The 25928-nt window shown below is 65.1% G+C and carries 28 protein-coding genes; 9 read left to right on the plus strand and 19 right to left on the minus strand.

What is annotated here, in order from left to right; all coding sequences use genetic code 11:
- Nucleotides 1-786, minus strand: a 786-nt coding sequence (locus XI08_RS20310) for an RNA polymerase sigma factor region1.1 domain-containing protein (protein ID WP_271575689.1), incomplete at its 3' end; no start/stop codon positions are given.
- A gap of 374 nt (nucleotides 787-1160) precedes the next feature.
- Nucleotides 1161-3161: a DNA primase gene (gene dnaG, locus XI08_RS20315; RefSeq protein ID WP_271575690.1), complete on the minus strand. Its 2001-nt coding sequence runs from the start codon at nucleotides 3159-3161 to the stop codon at nucleotides 1161-1163.
- A gap of 225 nt (nucleotides 3162-3386) precedes the next feature.
- Here dnaG and XI08_RS20320 point away from each other — a divergent pair, with 225 nt between their 5' ends.
- Complete coding sequence (locus XI08_RS20320; RefSeq protein ID WP_027548363.1) at nucleotides 3387-3950, plus strand: chlorite dismutase family protein; 564 nt, start codon at nucleotides 3387-3389, stop codon at nucleotides 3948-3950.
- Nucleotides 3951-4120: 170 nt separating this feature from the next.
- Here the strand turns inward: XI08_RS20320 and XI08_RS20325 are convergent, their stop codons facing one another.
- The 3 genes from XI08_RS20325 to XI08_RS20335 all read right to left on the minus strand — a co-directional run bounded on the left by XI08_RS20325 (nucleotide 4121) and on the right by XI08_RS20335 (nucleotide 6432).
- On the minus strand, nucleotides 4121-4519 hold the full coding sequence (locus tag XI08_RS20325) for a gamma-glutamylcyclotransferase family protein (protein WP_271575691.1): 399 nt from the start codon (nucleotides 4517-4519) through the stop codon (nucleotides 4121-4123).
- A 171-nt stretch (nucleotides 4520-4690) separates the two neighbouring features.
- The gene (locus XI08_RS20330; protein WP_271575692.1) at nucleotides 4691-5506 is read right to left on the minus strand and encodes a transglutaminase-like domain-containing protein; all 816 of its coding nucleotides are present in this window, start codon (nucleotides 5504-5506) and stop codon (nucleotides 4691-4693) included.
- A gap of 14 nt (nucleotides 5507-5520) precedes the next feature.
- Complete coding sequence (locus XI08_RS20335) at nucleotides 5521-6432, minus strand: transglutaminase family protein (RefSeq protein ID WP_271575693.1); 912 nt, start codon at nucleotides 6430-6432, stop codon at nucleotides 5521-5523.
- Nucleotides 6433-6522: 90 nt separating this feature from the next.
- Here XI08_RS20335 and XI08_RS20340 point away from each other — a divergent pair, with 90 nt between their 5' ends.
- On the plus strand, nucleotides 6523-7329 hold the full coding sequence (locus XI08_RS20340; RefSeq protein ID WP_271575694.1) for an N-formylglutamate amidohydrolase: 807 nt from the start codon (nucleotides 6523-6525) through the stop codon (nucleotides 7327-7329).
- On the opposite strand, the gene XI08_RS20345 is transcribed toward XI08_RS20340, so the two are convergent.
- The 4 genes from XI08_RS20345 to XI08_RS20360 form a co-directional block, all read right to left on the minus strand.
- Entirely contained in the window at nucleotides 7326-8309 is a 984-nt protein-coding gene (locus tag XI08_RS20345) for a DUF3592 domain-containing protein (protein ID WP_271575695.1), read from the minus strand. The two genes, XI08_RS20340 and XI08_RS20345, sit on opposite strands and share 4 nt — an antisense overlap.
- 80 nt (nucleotides 8310-8389) lie before the next feature.
- Nucleotides 8390-9010 (minus strand): LysE family translocator, encoded by a 621-nt coding sequence (locus XI08_RS20350; protein WP_198033840.1) that lies wholly within the window; start codon nucleotides 9008-9010, stop codon nucleotides 8390-8392.
- Nucleotides 9011-9235: 225 nt separating this feature from the next.
- Nucleotides 9236-9745, minus strand: coding sequence for a hypothetical protein (locus XI08_RS20355; protein WP_271575696.1), 510 nt, complete (start codon nucleotides 9743-9745; stop codon nucleotides 9236-9238).
- Nucleotides 9746-9771: 26 nt separating this feature from the next.
- Nucleotides 9772-11217 (minus strand): LVIVD repeat-containing protein, encoded by a 1446-nt coding sequence (locus XI08_RS20360; RefSeq protein ID WP_271575697.1) that lies wholly within the window; start codon nucleotides 11215-11217, stop codon nucleotides 9772-9774.
- A 208-nt stretch (nucleotides 11218-11425) separates the two neighbouring features.
- On the opposite strand from XI08_RS20360, the gene XI08_RS20365 reads away from it, so the two are divergent.
- Genes XI08_RS20365 through XI08_RS20375 form a run of 3 tightly spaced genes read left to right on the plus strand, consistent with a single transcriptional unit; the run spans nucleotide 11426 to nucleotide 12712 of the window.
- Nucleotides 11426-11740: an ArsR/SmtB family transcription factor gene (locus XI08_RS20365; RefSeq protein WP_027547646.1), complete on the plus strand. Its 315-nt coding sequence runs from the start codon at nucleotides 11426-11428 to the stop codon at nucleotides 11738-11740.
- Nucleotides 11733-12203: an SRPBCC family protein gene (locus tag XI08_RS20370; protein ID WP_011090095.1), complete on the plus strand. Its 471-nt coding sequence runs from the start codon at nucleotides 11733-11735 to the stop codon at nucleotides 12201-12203. The genes XI08_RS20365 and XI08_RS20370 overlap by 8 nt, the downstream gene beginning before the upstream one ends.
- Nucleotides 12200-12712 (plus strand): SRPBCC family protein, encoded by a 513-nt coding sequence (locus XI08_RS20375; RefSeq protein WP_271575698.1) that lies wholly within the window; start codon nucleotides 12200-12202, stop codon nucleotides 12710-12712. The genes XI08_RS20370 and XI08_RS20375 overlap by 4 nt, the downstream gene beginning before the upstream one ends.
- An 18-nt stretch (nucleotides 12713-12730) precedes the next feature.
- On the opposite strand, the gene XI08_RS20380 is transcribed toward XI08_RS20375, so the two are convergent.
- Both XI08_RS20380 and XI08_RS20385 read right to left on the minus strand, forming a co-directional pair.
- A complete protein-coding gene (locus XI08_RS20380; protein ID WP_027547649.1) occupies nucleotides 12731-12910 on the minus strand; it encodes a hypothetical protein in 180 nt (59 codons plus the stop codon).
- Nucleotides 12911-13215: 305 nt separating this feature from the next.
- A complete protein-coding gene (locus XI08_RS20385) occupies nucleotides 13216-13989 on the minus strand; it encodes a DUF2189 domain-containing protein (protein ID WP_027547650.1) in 774 nt (257 codons plus the stop codon).
- A gap of 293 nt (nucleotides 13990-14282) precedes the next feature.
- Here XI08_RS20385 and XI08_RS20390 point away from each other — a divergent pair, with 293 nt between their 5' ends.
- Nucleotides 14283-16514, plus strand: a complete 2232-nt coding sequence (locus XI08_RS20390) for an ATP-binding protein (protein WP_271575699.1) — start codon at nucleotides 14283-14285, stop codon at nucleotides 16512-16514.
- 2 nt (nucleotides 16515-16516) lie between these two features.
- Here XI08_RS20390 and XI08_RS20395 read toward each other — a convergent pair whose 3' ends face one another.
- The 7 genes from XI08_RS20395 to XI08_RS20425 form a co-directional block, all read right to left on the minus strand.
- Nucleotides 16517-16960 carry a hypothetical protein gene (locus tag XI08_RS20395; protein ID WP_271568105.1) on the minus strand — a complete coding sequence of 148 codons (444 nt, stop codon included), beginning with the start codon at nucleotides 16958-16960 and terminating at the stop codon, nucleotides 16517-16519.
- Between the two features lie 2 nt (nucleotides 16961-16962).
- A complete protein-coding gene (locus XI08_RS20400; protein WP_271575700.1) occupies nucleotides 16963-17343 on the minus strand; it encodes a hypothetical protein in 381 nt (126 codons plus the stop codon).
- Nucleotides 17344-17455: 112 nt separating this feature from the next.
- Nucleotides 17456-17923, minus strand: a complete 468-nt coding sequence (locus tag XI08_RS20405) for a MarR family transcriptional regulator (RefSeq protein WP_027547654.1) — start codon at nucleotides 17921-17923, stop codon at nucleotides 17456-17458.
- A 9-nt stretch (nucleotides 17924-17932) separates the two neighbouring features.
- Complete coding sequence (locus XI08_RS20410; protein WP_271575767.1) at nucleotides 17933-19543, minus strand: acyl-CoA synthetase; 1611 nt, start codon at nucleotides 19541-19543, stop codon at nucleotides 17933-17935.
- Between the two features lie 259 nt (nucleotides 19544-19802).
- Nucleotides 19803-20942: an epoxide hydrolase family protein gene (locus XI08_RS20415; RefSeq protein ID WP_271575701.1), complete on the minus strand. Its 1140-nt coding sequence runs from the start codon at nucleotides 20940-20942 to the stop codon at nucleotides 19803-19805.
- 129 nt (nucleotides 20943-21071) lie between these two features.
- Nucleotides 21072-21527, minus strand: coding sequence for a GatB/YqeY domain-containing protein (locus XI08_RS20420; RefSeq protein ID WP_135177588.1), 456 nt, complete (start codon nucleotides 21525-21527; stop codon nucleotides 21072-21074).
- Nucleotides 21528-21560: 33 nt separating this feature from the next.
- Nucleotides 21561-22289: an alpha/beta fold hydrolase gene (locus XI08_RS20425; protein WP_271575702.1), complete on the minus strand. Its 729-nt coding sequence runs from the start codon at nucleotides 22287-22289 to the stop codon at nucleotides 21561-21563.
- Nucleotides 22290-22435: 146 nt separating this feature from the next.
- Here XI08_RS20425 and carA point away from each other — a divergent pair, with 146 nt between their 5' ends.
- Together carA and XI08_RS20435 are read left to right on the plus strand one after the other, a co-directional pair.
- Nucleotides 22436-23626, plus strand: a complete 1191-nt coding sequence (carA, locus tag XI08_RS20430; protein WP_271575703.1) for a glutamine-hydrolyzing carbamoyl-phosphate synthase small subunit — start codon at nucleotides 22436-22438, stop codon at nucleotides 23624-23626.
- A gap of 247 nt (nucleotides 23627-23873) precedes the next feature.
- Nucleotides 23874-24398, plus strand: a complete 525-nt coding sequence (locus tag XI08_RS20435; protein ID WP_271575704.1) for a cupin domain-containing protein — start codon at nucleotides 23874-23876, stop codon at nucleotides 24396-24398.
- A gap of 188 nt (nucleotides 24399-24586) precedes the next feature.
- Here XI08_RS20435 and XI08_RS20440 read toward each other — a convergent pair whose 3' ends face one another.
- Nucleotides 24587-25105 (minus strand): Dps family protein, encoded by a 519-nt coding sequence (locus XI08_RS20440; RefSeq protein WP_271575705.1) that lies wholly within the window; start codon nucleotides 25103-25105, stop codon nucleotides 24587-24589.
- Between the two features lie 113 nt (nucleotides 25106-25218).
- Here XI08_RS20440 and XI08_RS20445 point away from each other — a divergent pair, with 113 nt between their 5' ends.
- Nucleotides 25219-25920 carry a class I SAM-dependent methyltransferase gene (locus XI08_RS20445; protein ID WP_271575706.1) on the plus strand — a complete coding sequence of 234 codons (702 nt, stop codon included), beginning with the start codon at nucleotides 25219-25221 and terminating at the stop codon, nucleotides 25918-25920.
- Nucleotides 25921-25928: the final 8 nt, after the last annotated feature.

Raw genomic sequence — 25928 nt, forward strand, 5'->3', positions numbered from 1 at the left:
GGCGCGGAACGGGGTCGGCGCCGGCGGTGCCGCGGGCGGAGCGACATGGGCGGGCGCGCCGCCGGTCACTGCCACCGCTTCGCCGCCCTCGGCCGCGGCCTCGCCGTTCTCTCCAGCAGGACCGCCGATCATCGCGGTGTTCATGCCGCCCTTGGCTTCGGGGCCGGCATAGGTCGCTTCGAGATCGATGATGTCGCGGAGGAAGATCTTGCCTTCGTTGAGCTCGTCGCGCCAGATGATGATGGCCTGGAAGCTCAGCGGGCTTTCGCACAGGCCTGCGATCATCGCCTCGCGGCCGGCCTCGATGCGCTTGGCGATCGCGATTTCGCCTTCGCGGGACAGCAGCTCGACGGTGCCCATCTCGCGCAGATACATGCGGACCGGATCGTCGGTGCGCTCGCCCGGCTCGCTCTTCTTGACCTCGGTGACGGCCTTCTGGGTGACCTCGACGAGCTCGTTGTCGGTCTCGTCCTCGCCGCCCTCGTCCTTGTCTTCCTCGCCTTCGCTATCGTCGGCTTCGGTGACGTTGATGCCCATGTCCGAGAGCATGGACATGATGTCCTCGATCTGCTCGGGCGAGGTCTGGTCGGACGGCAGGACTTCATTGAGCTGATCGAAGGTCACGAAGCCGCGCTTCTTGGCCTGCTTGATCATCTTCTTCACGGCCGCGTCGGACAGATCGAGCAACGGCGAGGGCGCGTCCTGGGAATCCTTCTCGGGAGCATCCGCTGCCTTGTCGTCTTTTTCCTTGTCCTTCGCCTGCAGCGTCTTTGCCTTGGTGGCCATCCATTGCTCCTAAACGCGTTTCACACAGACGTTCGCCGCGCCTGCCTGAAATCACTTGAACCTGTTGCTCGACGCTCTCGCTTCGTCAGCTCTCGACACGGAAAGGGCGGCGCGCACTTCTCTCGCCACCCCCAACTTTCTCTCGCCGGAATTGCCTAACGCTTCGTGAGCCTCTTTGTCGCAGCGGATGCAGGTGTAGTGCCAACAGTGTTCGCGCGGATTCATTCCTGACGCGTCTGTTCTGCCTGCGGCCGCCTCTGGGCCAAAGTGCTACAAGACCGTTAAGCCTCGATTAACCCTGTTTTTGCCGCCAAACCATGGATTTGGCGAGTCTTTTAGCGGTTCCGGCCCCGGCCGTCCGCATGATTCTTTTATCACACGCTCTTCTGGAGCCGACCCGACAGCTCGCCAAAACCCTCGATCAGGGCCTCGGTGCCGTCGACCTCCCCTATCCGAGCCTTGACGTCACGCAGCCACGCCAAATTGGCCTCGCTGGGGTCCTCCCCCAAGGCCAGCTCGGCGTCCTTCAACTCCCTAAGTAGTGAATGCCATTGCCGATGCAAGGCGACCAGCTGGTGCCAAGTGGAGAGAACGTCGTCCCTCGCCGCGCCTTCGCGCGCGCCCCATACCGCCTGGGTCGTGATGCCATTCTCAACCCTTTGAAGAAGCTGAGAAAATCCGCCCTTTTCGATGTCGGCCCGCATCTTCTCGGCCTGCTCGCCGGGGTCCGGTGAGTGATGATGGTCGTTGGCGAAGGCGGCGATGATGCCGGCCCGCAGCTTGTGGGCCTCGGGATGGGCCAGCTCCAGGGCGGCGACCTCCTCGAGGTGCTCGTGCAGCAGCCAGGGGTGGTTGATCAGGGATTGCAGGATCAGCGCCTCCCGGCGGGAGATGGCGCTGCGCTGTCCCTTCATGATCGGGCTTGTCGCGAGCTGGGGGCTCGCCGCCTGGTAGGGGCCGGAGGGTAGCGGGGTGGGGCCGGACGCGCCGCGGAACCCCTGACCGCCGAATCGATTCGCCTGCCCGCCGCCCCGCGGCTGGAACGGCCGGCCGCCCTGACCGGGACGGAAATTGCCACGGCCGGGATAGCCGCCGCGCCCGGTCTCGGGCGCAAACGTACGCTGAAGCCGCTCGGCGAGGTCCTGGCGATAATAGCGCCGCACCACCTCGTCGCGGATGCCATTGGAGAGCTCCTTGATGCGCGCCTCCAGCGCGGCGCGGCGCTCGGGGGTGGCGAAGTTGCCGCCTTCGAGCTCGCGCGACCAGAGCATGTCGGCGAGCGGACGCGCCGCCGCGATCACCTCTTCCATCGCGCCGCGGCCGCCGGAGCGCACGAGATCGTCGGGATCCTGCCCTTCCGGCAGCAGCGCAAAGCGCAGGCTTTTTCCAGGCGCGAGGAACGGCAGCGCGAGATCGGCCGCACGATATGCTGCCTTCTGCCCGGCGCGGTCGCCGTCGAAGCAGAGGATCGGCTCGTCCGCCATCTTCCAGAGCAGCGCGAGCTGGTTTTCGGTGAGCGCGGTGCCGAGCGGCGCGACGCTGCCTGCAAAGCCCGCGGTGACCATGGCGATGACGTCGACATAGCCTTCGACCACGATCAGGGCGCTGCCGTTATGCGCGGCGGCGCGCGCGGTCTGGTGGTTGTAGAGATTGTCGCCCTTGTGGAAGAGCGGCGTCTCCGGCGAGTTCAGATATTTGGCCGGAACGTCCTTCTCCAGCGCGCGCCCGCCGAAGGCGATGACGCGGCCGCGCAAATCCGTGATCGGAAACATCACGCGATCGCGGAAGCGGTCATAGGGCACGGGGATGTCGTTGCCGCCGACGAGCAGGCCGGTCTCGACCATGTCGTCAACGGACACGCCGAGCTTGCCGAGATGCTCCTTCAGCGCGAAGCGATCCGGCGAGGCGTAGCCGAGGCGGAACTGCAATTGCGTCGCCGGCGAGATCGCGCGATCGGCGAGATAGCCGCGCGCCTTGGCGCCGAGCCGCGAGGCCAGCGTCTCGGCGAAAAATTTTGCGGCGAGCTCCATGACGTCATGCAGCGTGCGGCGCCGCTGCTCGTGCCGCGCCGCATCCGGCGTCACCGCCGGCAGCGGCAGGCCCGCCATGCTCGCGAGCCGCTCGACCGCCTCGGCGAACGGCAGGCCGTCGGTCTCCATCACGAAGGTGATGATGTCGCCGTGCTTGCCGGAGGAGAAGTCGTGGTAAAAACCCTTCTGGTCGTTGACGTAGAAGGACGGCGTCTTCTCTTGCTGGAACGGCGACAGCCCCTTCCACTCCCGCCCGGCCTTCTTCAGCTTCACGCGCTTGCCCACGACTTCGGAAACCGAAAGCCGGGCACGAAGCTCGTCGAGGAACTGGGGCGTGAAGCGCATGGGGTGTGTCTAGCGCGAAACCGTGTGAGTCGGGCGAAGGATCAGGGATATAGGTGCGCTCCGCCCAAAAGTCAGGTTTGTCAGGATTATACGCGCTGTTCACAGGGTCTCTCCTCTCACCCTGAGGTGCTCGCCTCGTCGGCGAGCCTCGAAGGATGACGGAACAAGCGCCCCGGAATGACGGGAAAAGCTTGAACCCGGCCCGCTTCCACGCTTCCATAGGCCATGTTCAGGACCTTTCGAGGCGGCCACAGCGGGGGCTGGCGCGTGACCTCGATTTCGCCCGTGACGGGCGAGCCCCTGCCCTTCATGCCGGCGCTGTCGGTCACCGACAGCGAGGCCGTCTCGTTGCCGCTGGTGCCCTCGCGCAATGCGTGGCGGCTGGTCGGCGTTCCCAGCACATTGCGCTACACCGAGCGCGCCGAGAAGCAGCAGCTCGTGGCAGTGCAGGCCGGGCTCGGCCGGCTCGAGGCAACCAGCGCGGCGCTGATCCCGATCCGCAAATCGCAGGCCTGGTGGGATCTGACGCAGGAAGAGCGCCGCAAGATTTTCGAGGACAGGTCGCGCCACATCGCCAGCAGCCTGCGCTTCCTGCCCGCCATCGCGCGGCAGCTCTATCACTGCCGCGATCTCGGCGGCCCCTTCGACTTCCTGACCTGGTTCGAGTTCGCCCCCACGCACGCCTCGCTGTTCGAGGAGCTGGTGGCGATGCTCAGGCGCACCGAGGAATGGACTTACGTCGAGCACGAGGTGGACGTGCGCGTGGTGAAGGAAGTGCTGTCGGCCTAGTGCCGCGATGACGGTGCGCCCCCTCGCCCCGTTCTTACGGGGAGAGGGTTGGGGTGAGGGGCCTCTCTCTACACGTGCGACTGCCGCGAGACCTGTACCCCCTCACCCGGATCGCAAGAGCGATCCGACCTCTCCCCGCAAGCGGGGAGAGGTGAACTCAGTATCGGCCGCTAGTGATCCAGGAATCGCCCCGACTCGATGCGGGGCAGATCGGCGACGGGCCAGTTGTAGACATAGGTCCACGCCTTGCCGGCGGTGCCGTCCGGCAGCGTCACGTCGATCAGCCTGCGCAGATATTCGGTCGGCTCCTGAAACCCCTCGCCGCAGGCCTCGTACATGTCGAGCTCGCGCAACAGCTCGTCGGGCACGTGCATGTGGAACAGCTCGCCATGGACAAGGTCGGACGGCGCATCCGACAGCAGCAATCCCGGATAATGCTTGATGAGAAAGAGCCGGCCGCGGCAGGTCGCTTCACCCAGAAATTCCGCATGGCCGGCAAGCAGCCGCGCCATCGGATGGTCGAAGCCGCGCATCAGGGTGCCATAGACGAAGAGACGATCGGAGGTCATGGGGGCTCTATAGCTGCGAATTCTGCGGAACGACAAGGCTATGCGTTGGGAGCCATTGCACCCGCCGCCGTCATTGCGAGGAGCTCTTGCGACGAAGCAATCCAGACTGCCGCCGTGGAGAAAGACTGGATTGCTTCGCTGCGCTCGCAATGACGAGGTTGGAGCGTCCCCTCACCCCGCCTTCATCACCTCGTCGCTCACCACCTCGAACTTCTTCAATTCCATCCGTCCAAAGCTCGTCGAGAGCGCGACATCGGCGGCGTCGCGGCCTGTCGCCATCAGGATGCGGCCGATGCGGGGGACGTTGTGGCGGGCGTCGAAGGTGAACCATTTGCCGGAGAGCCAGACCTGAAACCAGCCGGAAAAATCCATCGGGGACGGATCCGGCGGAATGCCGATGTCGCCCATATAGCCGGTGCAGTAGCGCGCCGGGATGCCCATGCAGCGGCAGAGCGCGACGGCCAGATGCGCGAAGTCGCGGCAGACGCCGGCCTTCTGCTCGTAGACGTCGTGCGCCGACTTCATGTGATGGGCGTGCTCGTAGCCGAAGGTGACGTGCTTGTGCACGAATTCGGTGATGGCAGCGACGCGATCCCAACCAGGTTTCGTCTTGGCGAACAGCGACCAGGCGATGTCGGTGAGCTTGTCGGTCTCGCAATAGCGGCTCGGCATCAGGTAGAGCATGAGCTCGTTCGGCAGTTGCTCGATCGGGATCTGCTGCGCGTCCGGCATCACCTCGTCGGGCAGGCCGGTGTCGCGCACCAGCGCACGGCCCTTCAGCGTCACGCCGCCGGCGGGCGCGACGAGGCGGCCGCACACATTGCCAAAACTGTCGTGATAGAAGCGGATCGGAACGCCGGGCTCCGCAACCACCGCCTCCGTGCCGATGATGTCGGCCTGCCGCGAGGGGTGGATGTTGAGCATGATCACCATCGGTGTCGGCTGTGCTGCCGCGTAGGCGATCTCGAAGCCGACCCTGATGTCCATCTATAAGACCTCCGCTATAAGACCTCTGCCTCCAGCTCCTGGTCGTTGTCCTGGTCGTCCGAGACCACCTTGATGTTCACGTCCATGGCGTCGAAGGCGTCCCCCGAGCCGATATAGACGCCGTGCAGCGGGATCGCCTGGCGCGGATCGCGGGCAACCGCGACCCGGATCAGGTCACGGGTGCCGACGATGCCGTTGGTCGGATCGAACTCGATCCAGCCCGCGCTCGGCAAATAGACCTGCACCCAGGCGTGGGTCGAGCCGCCGCCGACGTGCCGCTGTTCGATATCCTCCGGCACGAAGATGTAGCCGGAGACGAACCGCGCGGCGATGCCGAGCTGGCGCAGCGCCTCGATCATGAACAGCGCATAGTCCCGACAAGTTCCCGTGCCCGACTGCAAAGTGTCGAGCGGATGCTGCGTGCCCAACTCGTGGCGCTTGCGGTATTTGAACTGCTTGCGGATGCCGTGGGTCATGCCGCTCAGGATCTTGAAGGTCGGCGTCGGCGCGTCCTCGTCGAGGAAGCCGCGCGCCCACTCCGCGATCTCACCGTCGGGATCGGTGTATTGCGGCGTGATGTACTGGACGAGATCGGGGAACTCCTCGTCGTCGTAGACGAAGGGATAGAAATAGGCCGGATCGTCCGGCGTCAGCGCGAACTCCTCCACCGGATTGTGCTCGACGGTGACATGCCAGTCGAAGATCAGCGTGTCCGCGCGCTCGTCGAAATTGGCGATCGCGACCGAATTGCCGAACACGTCGTGGATCCAGTGCAGCGACATCGGCTCCGGCGAGATTTCGAGCCTGGAATCGAGCACGCGCAGATCGTGCCCGTCGCGCGGACGGAGCATGATCCGGTGTTCGCCGAACGCCACGGGGCGGTTATAGCGATATTCGGTCTTGTGATGAATCGTGAGCAGCGGCATCGTGAGGCGATCATGGTGACTTTGGGCGGATCAATCTATAGCGATTGTGCTCGATTCTTGGGGTGACTGCATTTTCCATAGGCAATCAGGATGGCTTTAGACACAGCCGACGCGGCCGATCAACTGCTCGGCGAGGGTGACATTCCGCCAGTGCATGAGGTGAATGCGACAGGGGCATCGCCCTTCCTGCTCACCGCGGATCATTACGGGCGGGTGCTGCCGCGCGCGCTCGGCGATCTCGGCGTCGCCGAGAACGAGCTGACGCGGCACATCGCCTGGGACATCGGCATTGCCGGCGTCGCCGAGCGGCTGGCAGAAATGATCGACGCCCACCTGATCGCGCAGCGTTATTCGCGGCTCGTGATCGACTGCAACCGCCCGCCAGGCGCCGTGAGCTCGATTCCCGTGATGTCCGAGGCAACGGCAATCCCGGGCAATGAGGCAATCTCCGCGGGCGAGCGCGCGGCAAGGCGGCGCGAGATTTTCGAGCCCTATCATCATCGCATCGATGCCACGATCGGCCGCCGCCTGCACGACAAGCGGCCGACGGTGCTGGTGTCGCTGCACAGCTTCACGCCGGTCTATGCCGGTGTCGAGCGACCCTGGCATATCGGCGCACTCTACAACCGCGACACCGTGCTGCCGCAGCTCCTGCTGAAGCATCTCCACGCCGAGAGCGATCTCGTCGTCGGCGACAACGAGCCCTATGCGGTCAACGACCTCACCGACTACACCATCCCCGTGCATGGCGAAGCCCGCGGCCTCGTCAGCACCGGCATCGAGATCCGCCAGGATCTGATCGCGGACCAGTCCGGCCAGCGGCAATGGGCCGAGCGGCTGGCAAGAATCTTTGCGGAGATCGAGCTGGAGCTGCGGGCGGAGAGGTTGGTCGATTAGCCGCCACGCGTTGCCACGAACACCGCGAGCGCGGCAAAGATCGCGGCGATGCCCCACAGCACGTAGGCGATGCGGCCATCGCCGCGCGCGTCGAGCGTCGCCTCGGCCGGGTTGTCGGGGTTGACGCGAACCTCGACGGTCGCGCCGTCCTGATAGCGCGACATCAGCTTTCGCAACATCTCGTCGGAAGCCGACGGCGTTCCTGCCGCGACGCGCGCGCATTCATTGGTGTAGCTGACGTTCTGATAGAGGTAGGTGTAGGTCACGCGCTTGCCGAACATCTCGGTGCCGCGGCGCTCGCCCGGCTCGCTGGCCTGGTGATATTCCTCGATTCCCGACAGCTTGATCGTGCCCGGCACGGTCGGCCACCGCGTCGCCATCGAGGCCTGCCGCTGCACGGCCCACGCCATCAGCGCGATGACGAGGCCGAACGCGCCGAAGGCAACCACCAGGCCCGCGAGATCGGGCCGCGCGACGTGATGGGCGAGATATTGGTAACTCTGGTTGAGACCGAACGCCGAGCCGAACACGATGGCGAGCACGATCACCGTGCCGATGCCGAGACAGCCCCACAGGCCCTTGGGCAGATCGCGCTCCAGCACGGCCTGATCGGGATGACGCGGATTGTAGTAGACGGTGACGATGCTGCCGGCGGGATATTTCGCGAGCTTCTCGGCGACCTGGAAATTGCCGAGGTCTTCGCCGATCGAGATGCGGTTGTTGCGCAGCTTGCGGCCGCCGACCGAATATTCGTAGGTCACGTTGGCGAAGTTGCGATTCTCCGTCCGATAGCCGTCCTCGCGCTCGTCGTCGGACACCCTGACCTCGCGCGCCTCGGCAACCGATGTGACCACCTTGCCGGCGGCCTGCGGCCAGCTCCGCGCCTCGCGCGCCTGCCAGGTCTTCACAACGGCGGCAATCAGGATCAGCGCGAGCGGCGCAAGCAGCATCGCGTAAACGAGCGGGGGCAGATCAGGCACGGCAAAATCCTTCGTCAGCGGCAATGCCCGATTGGACGCATTGCCGCCGCGAAGGGTTCAAACCAAACCCCGTCAGGAGGTTATTTCGCCCGCGTCAGCGCCAGCCAGATACCGCCGCCGATCATGAAGCCGCCGGAGATACGCGACATCATTCGCGTGCGGCGGGCCGAGAAGAATTTTCGGGCGCGCCCGGCTGCAATCGCATAGAGCGCGTCCGTCATCGCCGCGGTGACCATGAAAGTTGCGCCCAGCAGCGCGACTTGCGGGAAGTGGTCGCGGTTCATGTCCATGAACTGCGGGATGAAGGCGCCAAAGAACACCAGCACCTTCGGGTTCGACAGCAGCACCAGGAAACCTTGCAGGAAGAAGCCGCCGCGCGGCGGCGGAGGCGGCTGGTCGACATTGACGCCTTCGACCGGTGCCCAGATCAGCCTGATGCCGAGCCAGACCAGATAGGCGGCGCCGGCAAAGCGCACCCAGTCGAACCAGTAGCCCATGGTCGCCATCAGCGAGGTCAGGCCGACCGCGACGATGCCGATGACGATGGCAAGCCCGGCCTGCGCGCCAAGGACATTGGTGAGCGCCGCACGCGTGCCGTGGCGCAGGCCGTTGGCGATGACGAGGGTGACGATCGGACCCGGCAGCAGCGCCAGCGCAATGCAGGCGGCGACGAAGGCGAGATAGGCTTGCATGGACATCATAGGAGGAACTCGCTGAGGGCGTTTGGGGACATTAATGCATGGCGGAGGCGGGAACGGAAGACAGATGAGCGCGGTGTGCCCGCCCAACCACCGGTGTCATACCCCGCGGATGCGGGGTATCCAGTACGCCGCGGCTTCTCCGTATCCCACGAGCGCCTCGGAATACTGGATCACCCGCTTTCGCGGGTGATGACAGCGGAGAACGTGGCGCGGTTCGCGCCACCCTCACCGCCCATCCAGCGCGGCGGCGATCCATTCCTTCATCTCCTGTGTTTCCAGAAACACGAGCGCCGCGCGCTGCACGGCGTTCGCCTCGCCCGCGCCTTGCGCCACCGCGACGAGCAGGTCGCAGCGGCGCGACAGCGCGAGGCCGGCGGCGGCATGGCGCGCACCGTCGGGCATGTCGAGATCGTAATGCCTGATGCGGCCCCGCATGGCGGCGATGCTCACGGCCTCGCCCGCCGCGACGGGCGTGAAGCGCGGACTGATCAGGTCGATATCGGTGACGCGGTCGACCTCGTCGTCATCGACAACGCCGGTGTCGCAATTGCAGAAGCCGCGCTTGGCGCGGACATAGAGCTCGGCACCGTCGCAGCCGCCCGCGGTACAACGGAACGCGCGGCCGGCGGGCCAGCCGTCGCGGGGAAACGGCCAGCTCATCTCCTGCCAATGCCCGGCGCGTTCCGTCGCATGGGTACGCACGCCGGACAGCGCGCCGAGAGCGATCATGGCCATCAGCATTCGCGCCCCGCGCCGCATCATCAGTTCTTCGGCAGGCCGGCGACGGCGCGCGCGGGACCGGTCAGCTCGAGGATATGCAGGCCCGTATTGGCGCGGTCGACGATGTAGATGTAGCCGCGATCGTCCGTCTCCACGTTGTTGGTCTGGATCGCGACCTTGCAGCGCTCGCCGCCCTCGATCGGGATGCAGCGCTTGTCGGTCGCGCCTGTGATCGACGGAATGAAATAGCCGACCTCCTTCGGGTGATAGGGGTCGCGGATGTCGAGCGCGCGCACGCCGGCATTGAAGAAGGCGATGAAGGCCAGCTTCTTGTAGTAGACCGGCGCCATGCTCTCGTTCGAGGAGTGCGAGCCGAAGCGGCCGCCGCGCTGGCAGAACTGTCCGCTCGCCTCCGGCACGGTATAGCTCGAGATCATCATCGGCCGCGTCTCGGTGGTGACGTCGGCGAACCACACCATCTGCCGCGCCTCGCCGCATTCGTTGAGGATCGCCTCGTCCACGATCATCACGATGTCGCGGGTCCTGCCGTCCTTGTCCTCGGCAAATTCCGCAACGGGCATATCGAGCATCGGGAACGTCGTGTGCGCGCCGTTGAAGGCGGACATCGGCATCCGCGCAATCTCGGGATAGCGCAGATTGTCCGGCGTCGGCTCCTTCGGCCCGTTCAACAGCTTGTCGCGATCGACGATCTGGAGGATGCCGCCCTTGTTGGTGCCGTACCCGAAATAGACGCGATTGCCTTCGGGCCCGGTCGAGATCGGCCCGTGCAGTTCGGTCGGCACCGCGCCGGTGGCGCCGGGCTCCTGGCCCGGCAGGCCGAAGTCACGGATCTTCTGCGGATGCGCGGGATCGGAGAGATCATAGACCTGCGTCATGCGCCGTGTGCGCCAGTCCGGCACGCCCGAGACGAGGAAGGCGATACCGGTGTCGCATTCCCACCAGCTCTTGTGCGTGTCCTTCAAGCCGCCAATGCGCGCGATCAGCACGGGGCTGGCGGGATCGGTGACGTTCCAGATCTCATGCGCCTCGCTGCCGAAGGTGCGCAGCATGTAGACCGCATTCGGATCGCCCTTCGGCAACGACTTGCCGTCGCAGACCCGCACCATCTGCGCACCGCCGGATTCGTATTTGCCTTCCTGCCCCGGCAGGTGACGCAGATATTTGGGATGCGCGGGATCGGTGACGTCGACGATCGAGGTCCCGTTCGGCTCCGCCTTCCCCGTCATCGGATTGACGGGAGCAGGCACGTCATCGGTGCCGCCATGATGGCCGATATAGGCGATCCAGCGATCGCCCTGATGATGGATGGTCGGCTGATACGCGCTGCGCGCCTGGAGGTCGTTGGTCCCGACCAGCTTCATGTTGGAGGCTTCCGGCGGCGCCCCGACAGTCTGCTTCTGCGCATGTACCGTGGTGCCGCAAGCGAAAAGGACGAGGCTTGCAGCAGTCAAGACGCAACGGAACATGCATGTCCTCCCGGAACCAATCTGCGTTGGCTGAACGTCGAGGCTAGCACAGCCGTTTGCGGGCGACCAAAACACGATTTCGCGGCTGGTCATTCCGGGGCGCACAAAGTGCGAACCCGGAATCTCGAGATTCCGGATAACCGCTGCGCGGTTTCCGGAATGACGGCGCGCTTGACATGCAACCATTTGGTTGCCTATTATCGTGACCATGGATGAGGTCTTCAAAGCGCTCGCCGACGCGTCACGACGATCGCTGCTCGACAGGCTTCACGCCAGGAACGGCCAGACGCTGAACGAACTCTGCGAAGGCCTTTCGATGACGCGGCAGGCCGTGACCAAGCACCTTGTGATTCTGGAAGAGGCCAACCTGGTCACGGCCATCAGGCATGGCCGCGAGAAGCTGCATTACCTCAATCCGGTGCCGATCCATCAGATCGGCGAACGCTGGATCAGGAAATTCGAGCGCGGCAAGCTCGCCGCGCTCGGCGAGTTGAAACGCCAGTTGGAGAAGCGCGATGAGTAAGCCGCAATTCGTCTATGTGAGCTATATCGAGACCTCGCCGGAAAAGCTGTGGGAGGCGCTGACGTCGAGCGAGTTCACCAGGCAATACTGGTTCGGCGCCGAGATCCGTTCCGACTGGAAGGTCGGCTCGCCCTTCGCGCTCCTGCTGGACGGCGAAATCACCGATTCCGGCGAGATCCTCGAGGCCGATCCGCCGCGGCGCCTGTCCTACAGCTTCAAGCACCAGAAATACGAAGAGCTCCGCGGCGAGCCGATCTCGCGCGTCGTCTTCACCATCGAACCGTTCGGCTCGCTCGTGCGTTTGACCGTGCTGCATGACGGCTTCGTCGAGGGCGGCAAATATCTCGGCGCCGTCTCCAATGGCTGGCCGGCGATCCTGTCCGGGCTCAAGAGCCTGTTGGAGCGAGGCAAGGTGCTCGCCATCCCCCGCGCAGCCCTCAACAAGGGATTCGACGCAAAATGAACCTCGATCAATTCAAGCCGCTCACCGTCTACACTATCTACATCGCCTCCACGCCGGAGAAGGTGTGGGAGGCGCTGACCTCGGCCGAGTTCAGCCGGCAGTATTTCTTCGGTAATGCCGTGGAGGTCGAGCCGCGGCTCGGCGGCACGTTCGTCGTGCGCACGCCGGACGGCGCCCTGCACATCAGCGGCGAGGTCCTCGCTTACGATCCGCCGCGAAAGCTCGCGGTCACCTTCAACGTCAACTGGCCCGATCTGATCGAGAAGCTCGGCCCGACCCTCGTCACCTACGAGATCGAAGAGATCGGCGACGCAGTCCGACTCACCATGAGCGAAGGCCATGACCGGCCGCTCAGCGACGACATCCTCTCCGGCGGACGGCAGGGCTGGCCCGCGATCCTCTCCGGCCTCAAGAGCGTGCTCGAGACCGGCAAGCCGCTGGTGGTGAAGATGGGCCCGCCGCAGCGGATGCTGGATGCCCTGAAGGCGATGGGGATCAAGACGCCGTAGCGGTCGGAATCGGCGCCCTCATCGCTTCTTCTTCACCGGCGGCGGATGAATCTCGTCGATCTTGCGACGGCATTCCCCTTCCGAATCGTGCGGGCCCGAGACAAAGGTCCCACTGACCTTGATCGCGTACCAGCCCGACTCCACGCCGAGCCGGAGTGCTTCGTCTGTCTTGACGTGTCGTGGGGAGAGAATTTGCATCAGGTGCTTTCGGTTGGCGTTCGATCTCATATCGAACCGCGATCGCCGTTGCGACGGCGTGATGAGTCGGCTCCGCCGGTGCGAGGAATGCGCGCCGTTTCACGTCGCGCGCATGGTCGCGGCGCTGCGTGTGCGCAGGGACGACCGGACTTTCCGACATTGGCGCGCACCGTGCGCGCAATCCCTGCAATTAGCTATCGTTTTCTCGCGCGCGCCGCGCCTTTGAAGCGCCAAATGCCGTTCTCGACCGAATAAGGCCGCCGAAGCCTCGTTTTCGACCGCTTGGAGTGCGTCGGGCTCCCCTCTCACGGCACCGGTGCCACCAGACGCCGATACAGATGCCATGTCGCATGCCCGAGCACCGGCAGCGTCACGATCAGCCCGAGGAAGTAAGGCAGCGCCGAGACGATCAGCAGCATCACGATCACGGCCGCCCAGCCGATCATCGGCAGCGGGCTGGTCACGACCGCACGCACGCTCGTCACCATGGCCGTGACGAAATCGACCTCGCGATCGAGCAGCAGCGGAAACGACACCACGGTGAGCGAGAACAAGATCAGCGACAGCACGGCACCGACCGCGTTGCCGATGGCGAGGAACAGCAGGCCCTCATTGGTCGTCAGCACCACCGTCATGAACTCCTGAAGGCTCGAGAACGAGGCGTGCAGGCCGAGCAGCAGCGCGATCAGGAGCCGAACCTGGTACATCCAGATCACGAACATGAACAGCGTGACGAACGCCATCCAGCCGATCTCGCTGCGCGAGCGTATCGTCGACCAGATCGCGCCGAAGGAGACGGGCTCGCCGCGCTCGCGGCGGCGGCTGACCTCGTAGAGACCGATCGCGACGAACGGGCCGATCAGCGCGAAACCGGCGGCCAGGGGATAGACCAGATAGACCATGCCGAAGGCGGTGAGGCAGAGCATGATGGCGATGCCGCCGGCGGCATAGAGCGCGCCGAAGCAAAGCCCGTAGAGCGGCAGCGCCTGGAAATCGCGGAGCCCCTCGACCAGCGCCTCGGCAATGTCGGTCGCCATAATGGGACGCACCACCGGATCGACCTTGCCCGAGATGGACATCGGCTTCCTCCTCATCTGCCGGTGCGATCTTCGTCGCACGGATCGACCGCGATATTAGCGCCGTCGGGCGCCGCGCGCACGCGCAGTTTGGTTCCGGATGACGGTATCCTGGGAGCCCGGCAGCGCTGAGTCGGCGCCCCCTGTCGGGGGCTCACCCGTGCTGCGCGCGACTTCAGAATCTTTCCCCCATCGAGGGCTTTTGGGCACGATGCCTATGGACGGAACGGACGATGGTGCCGCAAATTGCACCTTCGAACCAGCACACGCGATGACCAGAGCGGACCACTTGACCGATGAGCTTGCGTACCCGGCTACTGATACTCGTCATCGCGGCCATGCTGGTGCCGGCGAGCCTCGTCGGCCTGCGTTTCATGCAGAATCGAAGCAGCGACATCAACGCGGCGCTGGCCAATCTGGCTGCGACGGCCGGCGAGATTGCCAGCGATCTGGACGAGAAGATTCAGGGCACCGCCCAGCTTCACTATGGTCTCGCCCGTGCGCGCGATCTCGATACGCGCGACAAGGCGGCGTGCTCGGCGTTTCTGTCGGAAGTGCGCGAGGAATACCCACAGTTCACCGGGATATTGACCATCGATCCGGACGGCAGCCTGTTCTGCGACTCGCTGCGGACCAACCGCACCCTCGACCTCAGGGATCGCGCCTATTTCAAGCAGGCCCTGGTCTCGCGCGGCGTCGTGATCGAGCCCGTCTTCGGCCGGTTGACCGGACTGTCGGTGCTCCAGATCGCATATCCGGTGCGATCGGAAGCAGGCGCGCTGAAGCTGATCCTGCTCGCTTCGTTCAACCTGCGCAAATTCGCGGAGTTTCACCACAAGCGGCTGCTCGCCGAGAAAGATATCCTGCTCGTCGACGCCAAGGGCACGGTTCTGGTGGCTCCCTCCGGCGGAGGCTGGACCGAGCCCGTCGGCGGGTCGATCGCGGGATCCGAACTATTCCGCTTCGCGGCAACGCCCGACCGGGAGTCCTTTCATGAGGTCACCGATCGCGAGGGCCGCGCCCATGTCTGGAGTGTCGCCGCCCGCTCGCCGTCGACCCGCGATGCCGGTCTCTACATCCTGGTCGGACGGTCCAAGGACGGGCTGGTCGCGGCAGCGAACCGCCGGCTCTACGAGGACATGGCGATCCTGGCCGTGGCCTCGCTGCTGCTGCTGGCGGCGGTCTGGATCCTCGCGACCGTGAGCGTCGGGCGCCAGGTCGGACGGCTCGCCGCGATGGCGAAGAAGCTCGGGCGCGGCGACCTCGGCGCGCGCATTCCGCCGCCCCATCCGGGCGGCGAGCTCGGCGGACTGATGAGCCTGCTCAACGACACCGCCGAGTCGCTCCAGCAGCAACGCGTCGCCATCGCGGACCTCAACCAGAAGCTCAGCCAGTCCCAGAAGATGGAGGCCATGGGCCAGCTCACCGGCGGCGTGGCGCACGATTTCAACAATCTGCTGACCGTCATTCTCGGCAATGCGGAGCATCTTGCCGACAGTCTGGTGGGAAACAAGGAATTGCACCGGATCGCCGGCGACATCGCGACCGCCGCCGAGCGCGGCTCCGACCTGACGCAGAGCCTGCTCGCCTTCGCGCGCAAGCAGCCCTTGAGACCGCGAGAGATCGACATCGCTGGCAAGGTTCGCGACATGGAGCCATTGCTGCGCCGGACCCTGGGCGGGCACATCGAGTGCGCTTTCGCACTCGAGGCGAACGCGTGGTTGACCAGCGTCGATCCCGGCCAACTGACGACTGCGCTGCTCAACCTCGTGCTCAACGCGCGCGACGCCTTGCCTGACGGCGGCAAGCTGACGGTCGAGGTGCGCAACGCTTCGCTCGGAGAAACCGACGTCGATGTCAACGGCGAGCCGCGCCCCGGCGACTACGTCATGGTCGCGGTGACGGACACCGGCAGCGGCATGACCGCCGAGGTGGCGAGCCGCGCGTTCGAGCCGTTCTTCACCACCAAGGAGGTCGGCAAGGGAACCGGGCTTGGCCTCAGCATGGTCTACGGATTTGTGCGGCAGTCCGGCGGCCTGGTGCAGATGCAGTCCGAACCGGGACACGGCAGTGTCGTCAGGCTGTTCTTTCCCCGCCTCGCAACGCCGCCGACCGAGGATCCATCACCGCGGGAGCGGATCGCCGCACCCGACGGCAGCGAGACCATTCTCTTAGTCGAGGACGACGACATGGTGCGGGCCTATGTCGTGAACGAGCTGAAGACGCTCGGCTACCGCGTCATCGAGGCGCCGAACGGTCCCGCGGCGCTCGACCTGTTGCGCCAGCCGGGGGACATCCACCTGCTGTTCACCGACGTCGTGATGCCCGGCGGCATGTTCGGGCCGGAACTTGCCAGACAGGCCGCCCAGCTGCGGCCCGGGCTCAAGGTGCTCTTCACCTCCGGCTACACCCAAAACCCCGTCAAGGCGCCCGACGGGCTCGGCGATGCCCGCATTCTGACAAAACCGTTCCGGCGGCACGACCTCGCCGCGATGCTGCGGTCCGCGCTGTCGGCGCCGCCACGATGACGTCAGGACGACGACGCGAGCAGAACCGCGACACCAAGATTGGCCGCGAACAGGGCCGCGTCGATGACGAAGATCCTGAGCATCGGGCCCTTCAACACCGGCCAGTAGGCGACCCCGACGCGCCCGCCGCGCATCAGAACCGGCAGGTTATAGGCGAACTGGCTGAAGTGGCAGCCGGCAAAGAACAGGAACAGCGCAAGCTGCGCTTCGACCGGCTGGAAGAAGAACGGACGCGCCACCAGAAGATAGAACGACAAGAGCCCGATCGGCAGATTGATCCCGCCCAGGAACGCCACGCTGGCCGCCAGGGTCGGCGCGATTGGATTGCCGCGCTCTTCCCGCGGCAGCAATATCTTCAGCGTGTTGCGCTGGGCAACGCTGAACTGGATGAATGCGCCGACGAACCAGAGCGCATTGAGAAGCAGGACGAAATCCGAAAGGCGCATGTCTATTTTCCGTAAAAGGCTTCGCTGCGCACCACGCGGCCGGCAGCGTCGAAATCCATGAACTCGCTGGCGCGCGTGTCGCCGAGCTGCCACCACACCGTCAGCCGTGCGATCGTGTCGTCCCAGCTCCAATTCAGGATCTTCAGGTCGGCGCTTTCGATGTGGCCATAGGCTTTCCGCCAGTAGGCGCGGATGTTCTCGGCCCTGGTGACGACGGGGGAACCGGTCAGCGTCAATGCCAGAGGACTGCGCATCTGCGCGTTGTCGGCAAAATGCGCGACGACCGCGTCGATATCGACTCTGCACCAGTTCGCGCACCATGCCGCGACGAAGCGTTCGGCGGCTGCGCGATCCATCTTTGCACTGGTGTCTCGAGCGCTCATCTCTTGAGCGCTCATGGCTTCCGTCCGCCCATGACGCGGCCCTCCCCTGGCTCGTTGCCGGGAAAGTGGCAAAGCTCGCCTCTCATGTCAACTACGTTGACTTGAGGCGCCGTCAATTGTTGTCGGCGATCGCCCCCATGACGGCCATCCACGCCGCCGCCCCCGGCGCCCCGGCGCGATCGAACGCCGCGCGCAGGACCTTGCGCTCGTGGTCGGATGCCCTTTGCTCGATACGTTTCCCGGAATCCGTCAGGCGCAGCAGCTTGGAGCGATGCTGCTCGGGCGAGCGCTTCGACGTCAGGAGCTTGCGCTCCAGCAGCAGGTTGAGCGGCCGGTTCAACGCCTGCTTGGAAATGCCGAGGATCTCGATCAGCGCGCCGATCGCGATATCGGGCCGGCGCGCCACCACGTAGAGGATGCGATGGTGCGGGCGCGACAGGCCCTGCTTTGCAAGATAGTCGTCGGCCTCCAGCGTCATCCCGCGCCAGCCGTAGTACATGAGCTCCAGCGCCGCATCCAGATCGTGCAGCTTCGCAAGTGAGGCGCGGTGAAGTCCCGCGGCTTGAGAGGTCTTTGGCATTGTGAGAATCTAACCCTTCGCCCGCAGTTCGCGCCGCAGCACCTTGCCGGTCGCCGTCATCGGCAGCGTCTCGGCGAACTCCACAAAGCGCGGATATTCGTGCGCGGCGAGCTGCACCTTCACGAACTCCTGGATCTCGCGCGCGAGCGCGTCGCTGCCGGCAAAACCCGGACGCAGCACGATCCAGGCCTTGATCGACTCGGTGCGGATCGGATCGGGAATGCCGACCACCGCGGCCATCGCCACCGACGGGTGCTTCATCAGCGTGTGCTCGATCTCGGACGGGCCGACGCGATAGCCGGCGGTGGTGATGACGTCGTCCTCGCGGCTGACATACCAGAAATAGCCGTCCTCATCCTGCACGCCGAGATCGCCGGTGAGCAGGAATTCGCCGGCATATTTCTTCGCGGTCGCCTCCGGATTGCGCCAGTATTCGAGCATGGTGACGGGGCACGGCTGCCGCACGCCGATGATGCCGCGCTGCCCCCGTGGCTGCTCCTCGCCCTTGTCGTTGACGATACGGACGTCGAAGCCCGGCGTCGCCTTGCCCATCGCCCCGGGCCGTATTGGAAAGAGATTTGAGTTGCTGCCGATCACGAGATTGCACTCGGTCTGACCGAACACCTCGTGCGCATCGATGCCGAAAGTCTCGCGCACCCAGCCGAGCAACTCGCCGCCGAGCGATTCACCGCCGGTGAAGATGCTGCGCAGCTTGACGCCGGAATGCTTCACGCCGGCCTGCCGCATCAGCTTCAGCGCGGTCGGCGGCAGGAAGACGTTGCGAACGGACAGATCGGCCATCATCTGCATCGCCGCCTGCGGCTCGAACTTTCGCGCGCGATGGCCGACCAGCGGGATGCCGTGGTACCAGAACGCGAGCAGGCCATTGACGAGGCCGCCGATCCAGGCCCAGTCCGCCGGCGTCCACATCAGATCGCCGGGGCGCGGCAGGAAGTTGTGGCACATCTCGACGTTCGGCAGATGGCCGAGCACGACGCGATGCGCATGCAGCGCGCCCTTCGGATTGCCCGTGGTGCCCGAGGTGTAGATGATCAGCGCGGGATCGTCGGCCGAGGTGTCGACGGTCGCAAAGTCCTCGGACGCGGTTTCGATCGCCGACCAGAACGGTTTTGCGCCGGCGTGGACGGCGCTGCTCGTGACATAGATGTCCTGCAGATAGGGCAGCCGATCGCGGACCTTCGTGAGCTTCTCCCAGCCCGCCTCATCAGTGATGATGGCTCTTGCTTGCGAATTCGACAGACGGAATTCCAGCGCGTCCTCGCCGAACAGCGCGAACAGCGGGATCGAGATCAGCCCGGAGCGGAACGCGGCCATATGCGCGATCGGCAGCTCCAGCGATTGCGACAGGAACACCGCGACGCGGTCGCCGCGCACGAGCCCGTCGGCCTTCAGCACGTTGGCGAAGCGGCGCGACATGTCCGCGACCTCGTCGAAGGAGGTGCGCGTGGTGGCGCCGTTCTCGTCGACATAGATCAGCGCGAGGCGGCCAGTGCCGTCGGCATGGCGGTCGCAGCACGCCTCCGCCATGTTGAAGCGCGCCGGAACGTCCCAGCGGAAGTTGCGATAGAGCTCGTCGTAGGATTTGGCTTCGGTGAGCATGGCTCGCGTTTCCACGGTCTTGGCGTCACGGCCGGGCGAAAGCGCGAAGCGCGTCTTCGCGATCAAAGTCCCGGCCATCCACGCACTTGCTTCTTGAGCCTAGTCTAAGCTCGTGGATGCCCGGGACAAGCCCGGGCATGACGTCTCCATTTGATGTCATTCCGGGGGCCCAAAGGGCGAACCCGGAATCTCGAGATTCTCAGGTGCGCAATTGCGCACCATAGTTCGATGCTTCGCATCGCCCCGGAATGACGACACACTATGACCGCACCGTTCGGAAGAACTTCCTGACCTCGCGCACGAACAGCTCCGGCTGCTCGAAGGCGGCGAAATGGCCGCCCTTCTCCATCTCGCTCCAATGCGTGATGTTGTGAAAATTGGGCTCCATCCAGCGCCGCACCGGCGTGATGATCTCCTTCGGGAACACGGCGACCCCGGTCGGCACGCCGACCTCAGGCGTCGTGCGTCGCTTGCCAAAGCTTTCCCAGTAGAGCCGCGCCGACGATGTCGCCGTCTCCGTCGCCCAATACAGCATGACGTTGTCGAGCAGTTCGTCCCTGGTGAAGATGTTCTCGGGATGGCCGTTGCAATCGGTCCAGGCCCAGAACTTTTCCAGGATCCAGGCCGCCTGCCCGCTCGGCGAATCCGTCAAGCCGTAGCCGAGCGTCTGCGGCCGCGTCGATTGCTGCCTGGAATAACCGGAGTCGAGATCGACATAATGCTTGAGGCCGGCGAGCGCGCGCCTCTCCTCCGGCGTCGGCTCGCCCTCGACCTTCGGCGCCGCGTTGAAGGCGAGCGTGATGTGGATGCCGGCGCAATGCCCGGCGTCCTGCGCACCGAGCGAGGTCGTCACCGCCGAGCCCCAGTCGCCGCCTTGCGCGCCGTAGCGCGCGTAGCCGAGCCGGTCCATCAGCTTGGCCCAGGTCGCGGCGATGCGGTCGACGCCCCAGCCGGTGGTCTTCGGCTTGGCGGAGAAGCCGAAGCCCGGCAGCGAAGGGCAGATCACGTGAAATGCATCCGCGGGATTGCCGCCATGTGCGGCGGGATCGACCAGCGGCGCGATCACCTTCTGGAATTCCGCGATCGAGCCGGGCCAGCCATGGGTGATGATCAGCGGCAGCGCGGCCGGCTGCTTCGAACGCACATGCAGGAAGTGGATATCGAGCCCGTCGATCTCGGTCGTGTATTGATCGAAGCGGTTGAGCTTGGCTTCGCGGGCGCGCCAGTCGTAGCCATCAGCCCAATAGGTGCAGATCTCCCGGATCCATTTCAGCGGCGCGCCCTGGCTCCAGTCGTCGACGAGTTCAGCCTCCGGCCAGCGCGTGCGGGCAAGGCGCGATTTGAGATCGGTGAGGATGTCGTCGCTGATGGCGATGCGGAACGGTTTGATGGCGCTCATCGGCGGCCTCCCCATCTTTTCTCGTCATTCCGGGGCGTGCGAAGCACGAGCCCGGAATCCATTTCGCAACAGAGCTGGCGGCCCGATGGATTCCGGGCTCGACGCTAACGCGTCGCCCCGGAATGACGGCTAGCCCGACAGCGCCGCCTTCACCAGGCCGGACGCCTTGCCGAAATCCATCTGGCCGGCGTACTTCGCCCGCAGGATCGCGATTACCTTGCCCATGTCCTTCATGCCGGCGGCGCCGGTTTCGGCGATCGCGTCCGCGATCGCCTTCTTGACCTCGTCCTCGGACATCTGCTTCGGCAGGTAGGCCGAGATCACCGCGATCTCCTCGCGCTCCTGCTGGGCGAGCTCGGCGCGGCCGCCCTTGTCGTAGAGCTCGACTGATTCCTGGCGCTGCTTGATCATCTTCTGCAGCACGGCGAGCAGGTCGGCGTCCGACAGCGGCGGCTTGCCGTTGCCTCGGGCCTCGATGTCGGCGTTCTTGAAGGTCGAGTTGACCATGCGCAGCGTGGACAGCTTGCGCTCGTCCTTGGCCTTCATGGCCTCCTTGACCGCATTGTTGATGTCGTCGCGCAGCATGATCGTGATCCCTTCGAATATCCGACGCCTGATCTAGGCCGTTCGCGCCCCTGAGACAACCTGGCTTTGCAGCCATCCGGTCAGTGCCTGCGCCGTAGCTTCTGGCTGTTCCGGCTGCGGCAGATGCCCGCAATTCGCCAACACGACGAGCTTCGCGCCGGCAATGCCGTCCGCCATCTCCTTCGAGAAGGCGTTGGGAATCGTGGCGTCCTGATCGCCGGTCAGCACCAGCGTCGGGCACTTGATCGTCGCCAGCGTCGGCCGCGAGTCGACCCGCGCGATGATCGCGGTCTGCTGCCGCAGATAGCCTTCGACGCCGACGTCATCGCCCTGCTCGTGCACGAGCCGGCGAATGTCGGAATCGTCGCGGCGCGAGGGATGCACCAGCTCCGGGAACATCTCCTCGCGCGCGGCACGCAACTCCCCGCGCTTTGCCCGCTCCATCAGGACGCGGCGGCGCTGGGTCGCCTCCGGCGTATCGGGCCGGGCCTGGGTGTTGATCAACGCGAGCCTCAAGACCCGCTCGGGCGCCTGGCGCATGATCTCCAGCGCGATGTAGCCGCCCATGGAACGGCCGGCGAGCGCAAAGCGCGGCGGGGCCTCGCTCAGCACACGGCGGGCGATCGCCGCCATGCTGTCATCGCGGATATGGTTGGCGACCATCACCGCGCCGAACCGCCACAGCGCCGGGATGACAGGGGCATAGATCCGGGCCGAGGAGGCCAGCCCCGGAACCAGCAGAAGCGGGGTGGTCTGGTCCATTATTGCCTCGAAAGCCCCTAGATTTGCCGGAAGTTGTGCGACCAAGCTTAAGTACCCGGGACGGGCTGTCAAATATGCAAAAACGCATGTGAATCGGGCCTCTCCCGCTTTGACGGAGGCGCGTGGGCAGACTATGAAACGCGCTCATGACACAACATGACAACGATCCCGCCTGGCCGGACCATAAACCGACCGCGCTCCTCGTGCTCGCCGATGGCACGGTGCTCGAAGGCTTCGGTCTCGGCGCCGAAGGCCATGCCGTCGGTGAAGTCTGCTTCAACACCGCGATGACCGGCTATGAGGAGATCCTCACCGATCCCTCCTATGCCGGCCAGCTCATCACCTTCACCTTCCCGCATATCGGCAATGTCGGTACCAACGAGGAAGACATCGAGACGGTGAACATGGCCGCGACGCCAGGCGCGCGCGGCGTGATCCTGCGCACCGCCATCACCGATCCCTCGAACTACCGCGCCACCAAGCATCTCGACGCCTGGCTCAAGGCGCGCGGCATCATCGGCCTCTCCGGCATCGACACCCGCGCGCTGACCGCGCTGATCCGCAGCAAGGGCATGCCCAATGCCGTGATCGCGCACGCCAGGAACGGCGAGTTCGACCTGCACGGCCTGAAGGAAGAAGCGCGCGAATGGCCGGGGCTCGAGGGCATGGACCTCGTGCCGATGGTCACCTCCGGCCAGCGCTTCACCTGGGACGAGACGCCGTGGCTCTGGGACAAGGGTTTTGGCCGCCAGGACAAGACCGAGTTCAACGTCGTCGCCATCGACTACGGCATCAAGCGCAACATTTTGCGCCTGCTCGCCGGCGTCGGCTGCAAGGTGACGGTGGTGCCGGCGACGACATCGTCCGAAGACATCCTGGCGATGAAACCGGACGGCGTGTTCCTGTCGAACGGCCCCGGCGATCCGGCCGCGACCGGCAAATATGCCGTGCCTGTCATCCGGGACGTCATCAAGTCGGGCACGCCGACCTTCGGGATTTGTCTTGGCCACCAGATGCTCGGCCTCGCCGTCGGCGCCAAGACCAAGAAGATGCATCAGGGCCATCACGGCGCCAATCATCCCGTGAAGGACGAGACCACCGGCAAGGTCGAGATCACCTCGATGAATCACGGCTTCGCCGTGGACGAGACGACGCTGCCGAAGGGCGCGACGCAGACCCACATTTCTTTGTTTGATGGGTCCAACTGCGGCATCCAGCTCGACGGCAAGCCGGTGTTCTCAGTGCAGTACCATCCCGAGGCTTCACCCGGCCCGCGCGACTCGCACTACCTGTTCCAGCGCTTTGCCGATCTGATGCGGCAGAAGAAGAGCGCGTAGGGCGCGCTCTTTTGAAAACTGTCTTGACGACATCGAGCCCGGGCCCAGTCCCGGGCTTTTGTCATTCCGGGGCGCGCATAGCGCGAACCCGGAATCCATCGGGCAACGGATTCTGCGGCGCGATTCTCAGATGCGCAATTGCGCATCATAGCTCGACGCTGCGCGTCGCCCCGGAATGACAGTGGAGCGAGGAACGCCGCCTGACGCCCCTCGTTGATCCTTGCTACGCCCACGCAGGAGCCCAGCCATGTCCGTCGTCCGCGACAATGCCGAGCCGCTCGCCATCGTGTTTGAGGATGACGGGCTCGTGCCGAACAACGTCCTCCCCTTCCTGGTCTACCAGGGGGCGGTGAAACTAGACCCGGAGCATCCGGAAGAGACGATCGAAAACCTGTTCGAGGAGAACGGCTGGGGCGGCACGTGGCGCAACGGCGTCTACGACTATCTGCACTATCACGCGACGGTGCATGAGGTACTTGGCGTTGCCCGTGGGAGCGCACGCGTTCGCTTCGGCGGCGACCATGGCCAGGAGCTGGACGTCAAGACCGGCGATGTCGCGATCCTGCCCGCCGGCACCGGGCATCAATGCATCAACGCCAGCCGCGACTTCTGCGTGATCGGCGCCTATCCGTCGGGCGCGACGATGGAAATCACGCGGGCGACGCCGGAGAACCATGCCAAGGCGCTGAAGACGATCCCGAAGGTCGCGCTGCCGCCGGCCGATCCTGTGACCGGCAAGGATGGGGCGCTGATGCGGTTGTGGCGGTCGTAGCGCTGGTCGCGCGACAATCTCCGCCGTCGTCCCGGCGCAGGCCGGGACCCATAACCCCAGGGAGAAGTTGTGGCGCGAGATGCGCGTGGGCGAATCTTCGCCAAACCAACATTCGTGGTTATGGGTCCCGGCCCCCCGTGCGCAATTGCGCACTAGGCCGGGACGACACCGTGGAGGCATTTGCGCCCCTACGCCTCGTTCGCGCCTTCCTGGCGGGTGGCTTCGAACAGGAACCAGGTGCGCCGCTCGGTCTCGTCGATGAAGACCTCGAGGATGCTGGCGCTGGCGACATCGCCGGCGTCGTCGCAGACGTCGTGGGCCTTCCGCATCGCGCTCGCGACATGCTTGTTGTCCTGCATCAGCTCGCGCAGCATCTCGCGCGGCGGGACGTAATCCTCGTTGTTGTCCTTGATGGTCTGGAGTTTTGCGACCTGGCCGATCGACTTCAGCGTCGCGCCGCCGATCTTGCGGACGCGCTCGGCGAGCTGGTCGGTGGTGGCGAAGATCTGGTCCGAGTGCTCGTCGAGCAGCAGATGGTAGTCGCGGAAATGCCGGCCGCTGATGTGCCAGTGGAAATTCTTGGTCTTCAGATACAACGCGAATGCGTCGGCCAGAAGCACGTTGAGCGCCTCCGAAACCTTGTTGACGGCCTGGGGCGACAGATCGGTGGGGGTGTCGAGCGAGACCTTGTTGGGGGCTTTGCTCACGGGAAACCTTCCTGTTAGGACGCGGACATTGACGGCGCGCCGTCGCACCCCTAACGCAAGGCGGCAGCACCGGTTCCTGCGCAGGAACTGTCTGGTGGGGGCCCTCGAATACCATGGACGATTGGATCGATTATTACGACTCCACGCACACGATCTATGTCAGCAAGCTGCATCGCGATTTGCACTTCCAGATCATCGCGCGGGACATCATCGGCTACATCTCCTCGCCCGAAGCGACGGTGCTGGACTATGCCTGCGGCGAGGCGCTGTCGGCGAGCCAGGTGGCGTCGGCCTGCGCCAAGCTGATCCTGGCCGAGCCTGCGCCGGGCGTGCGCGGCCGGCTGATCGCGCGGTTTGCCCCGAACACAAAGATCCGCGTCCGCTCGCTCGACGACGTCCGCAAGATGCAGGACCAGTCCATCGACCTCGTGGTGATGAACTCGGTCGCACAATACATGACGCCGGAGGAGCTCGATGCCGCGCTGCTCAACATCCGGCGGTTATTGACCCCGTCCGGCAAGCTGGTGCTCGGCGACATCCTCCAGCCCAATGTCGGCATGTTCAGGGACGTGACAGCGCTGCTCTGCTTCGGCCTGCGTCACGGCTTCCTGAAGGACGCGCTGATCGGGCTGATCAGCACCGCGCTGTCCGATTACCGCCAGCTGCGCTCGCGCATCGGGCTGCAGCGCTACAGCGAGGACGAGATCACGGCCAGGCTGAAGGCGGCCGGGTTCGCGGTCCAGCGCGCCCACACCAATATCGGCCACAATCGCTGGCGCATGACCTTCATCGCGCGGCCGCCAATGATCCGTTAAGCATAACA

The organism is Bradyrhizobium sp. CCBAU 11361 (assembly GCF_028128935.1).
Taxonomy (GTDB): domain Bacteria; phylum Pseudomonadota; class Alphaproteobacteria; order Rhizobiales; family Xanthobacteraceae; genus Bradyrhizobium; species Bradyrhizobium niftali.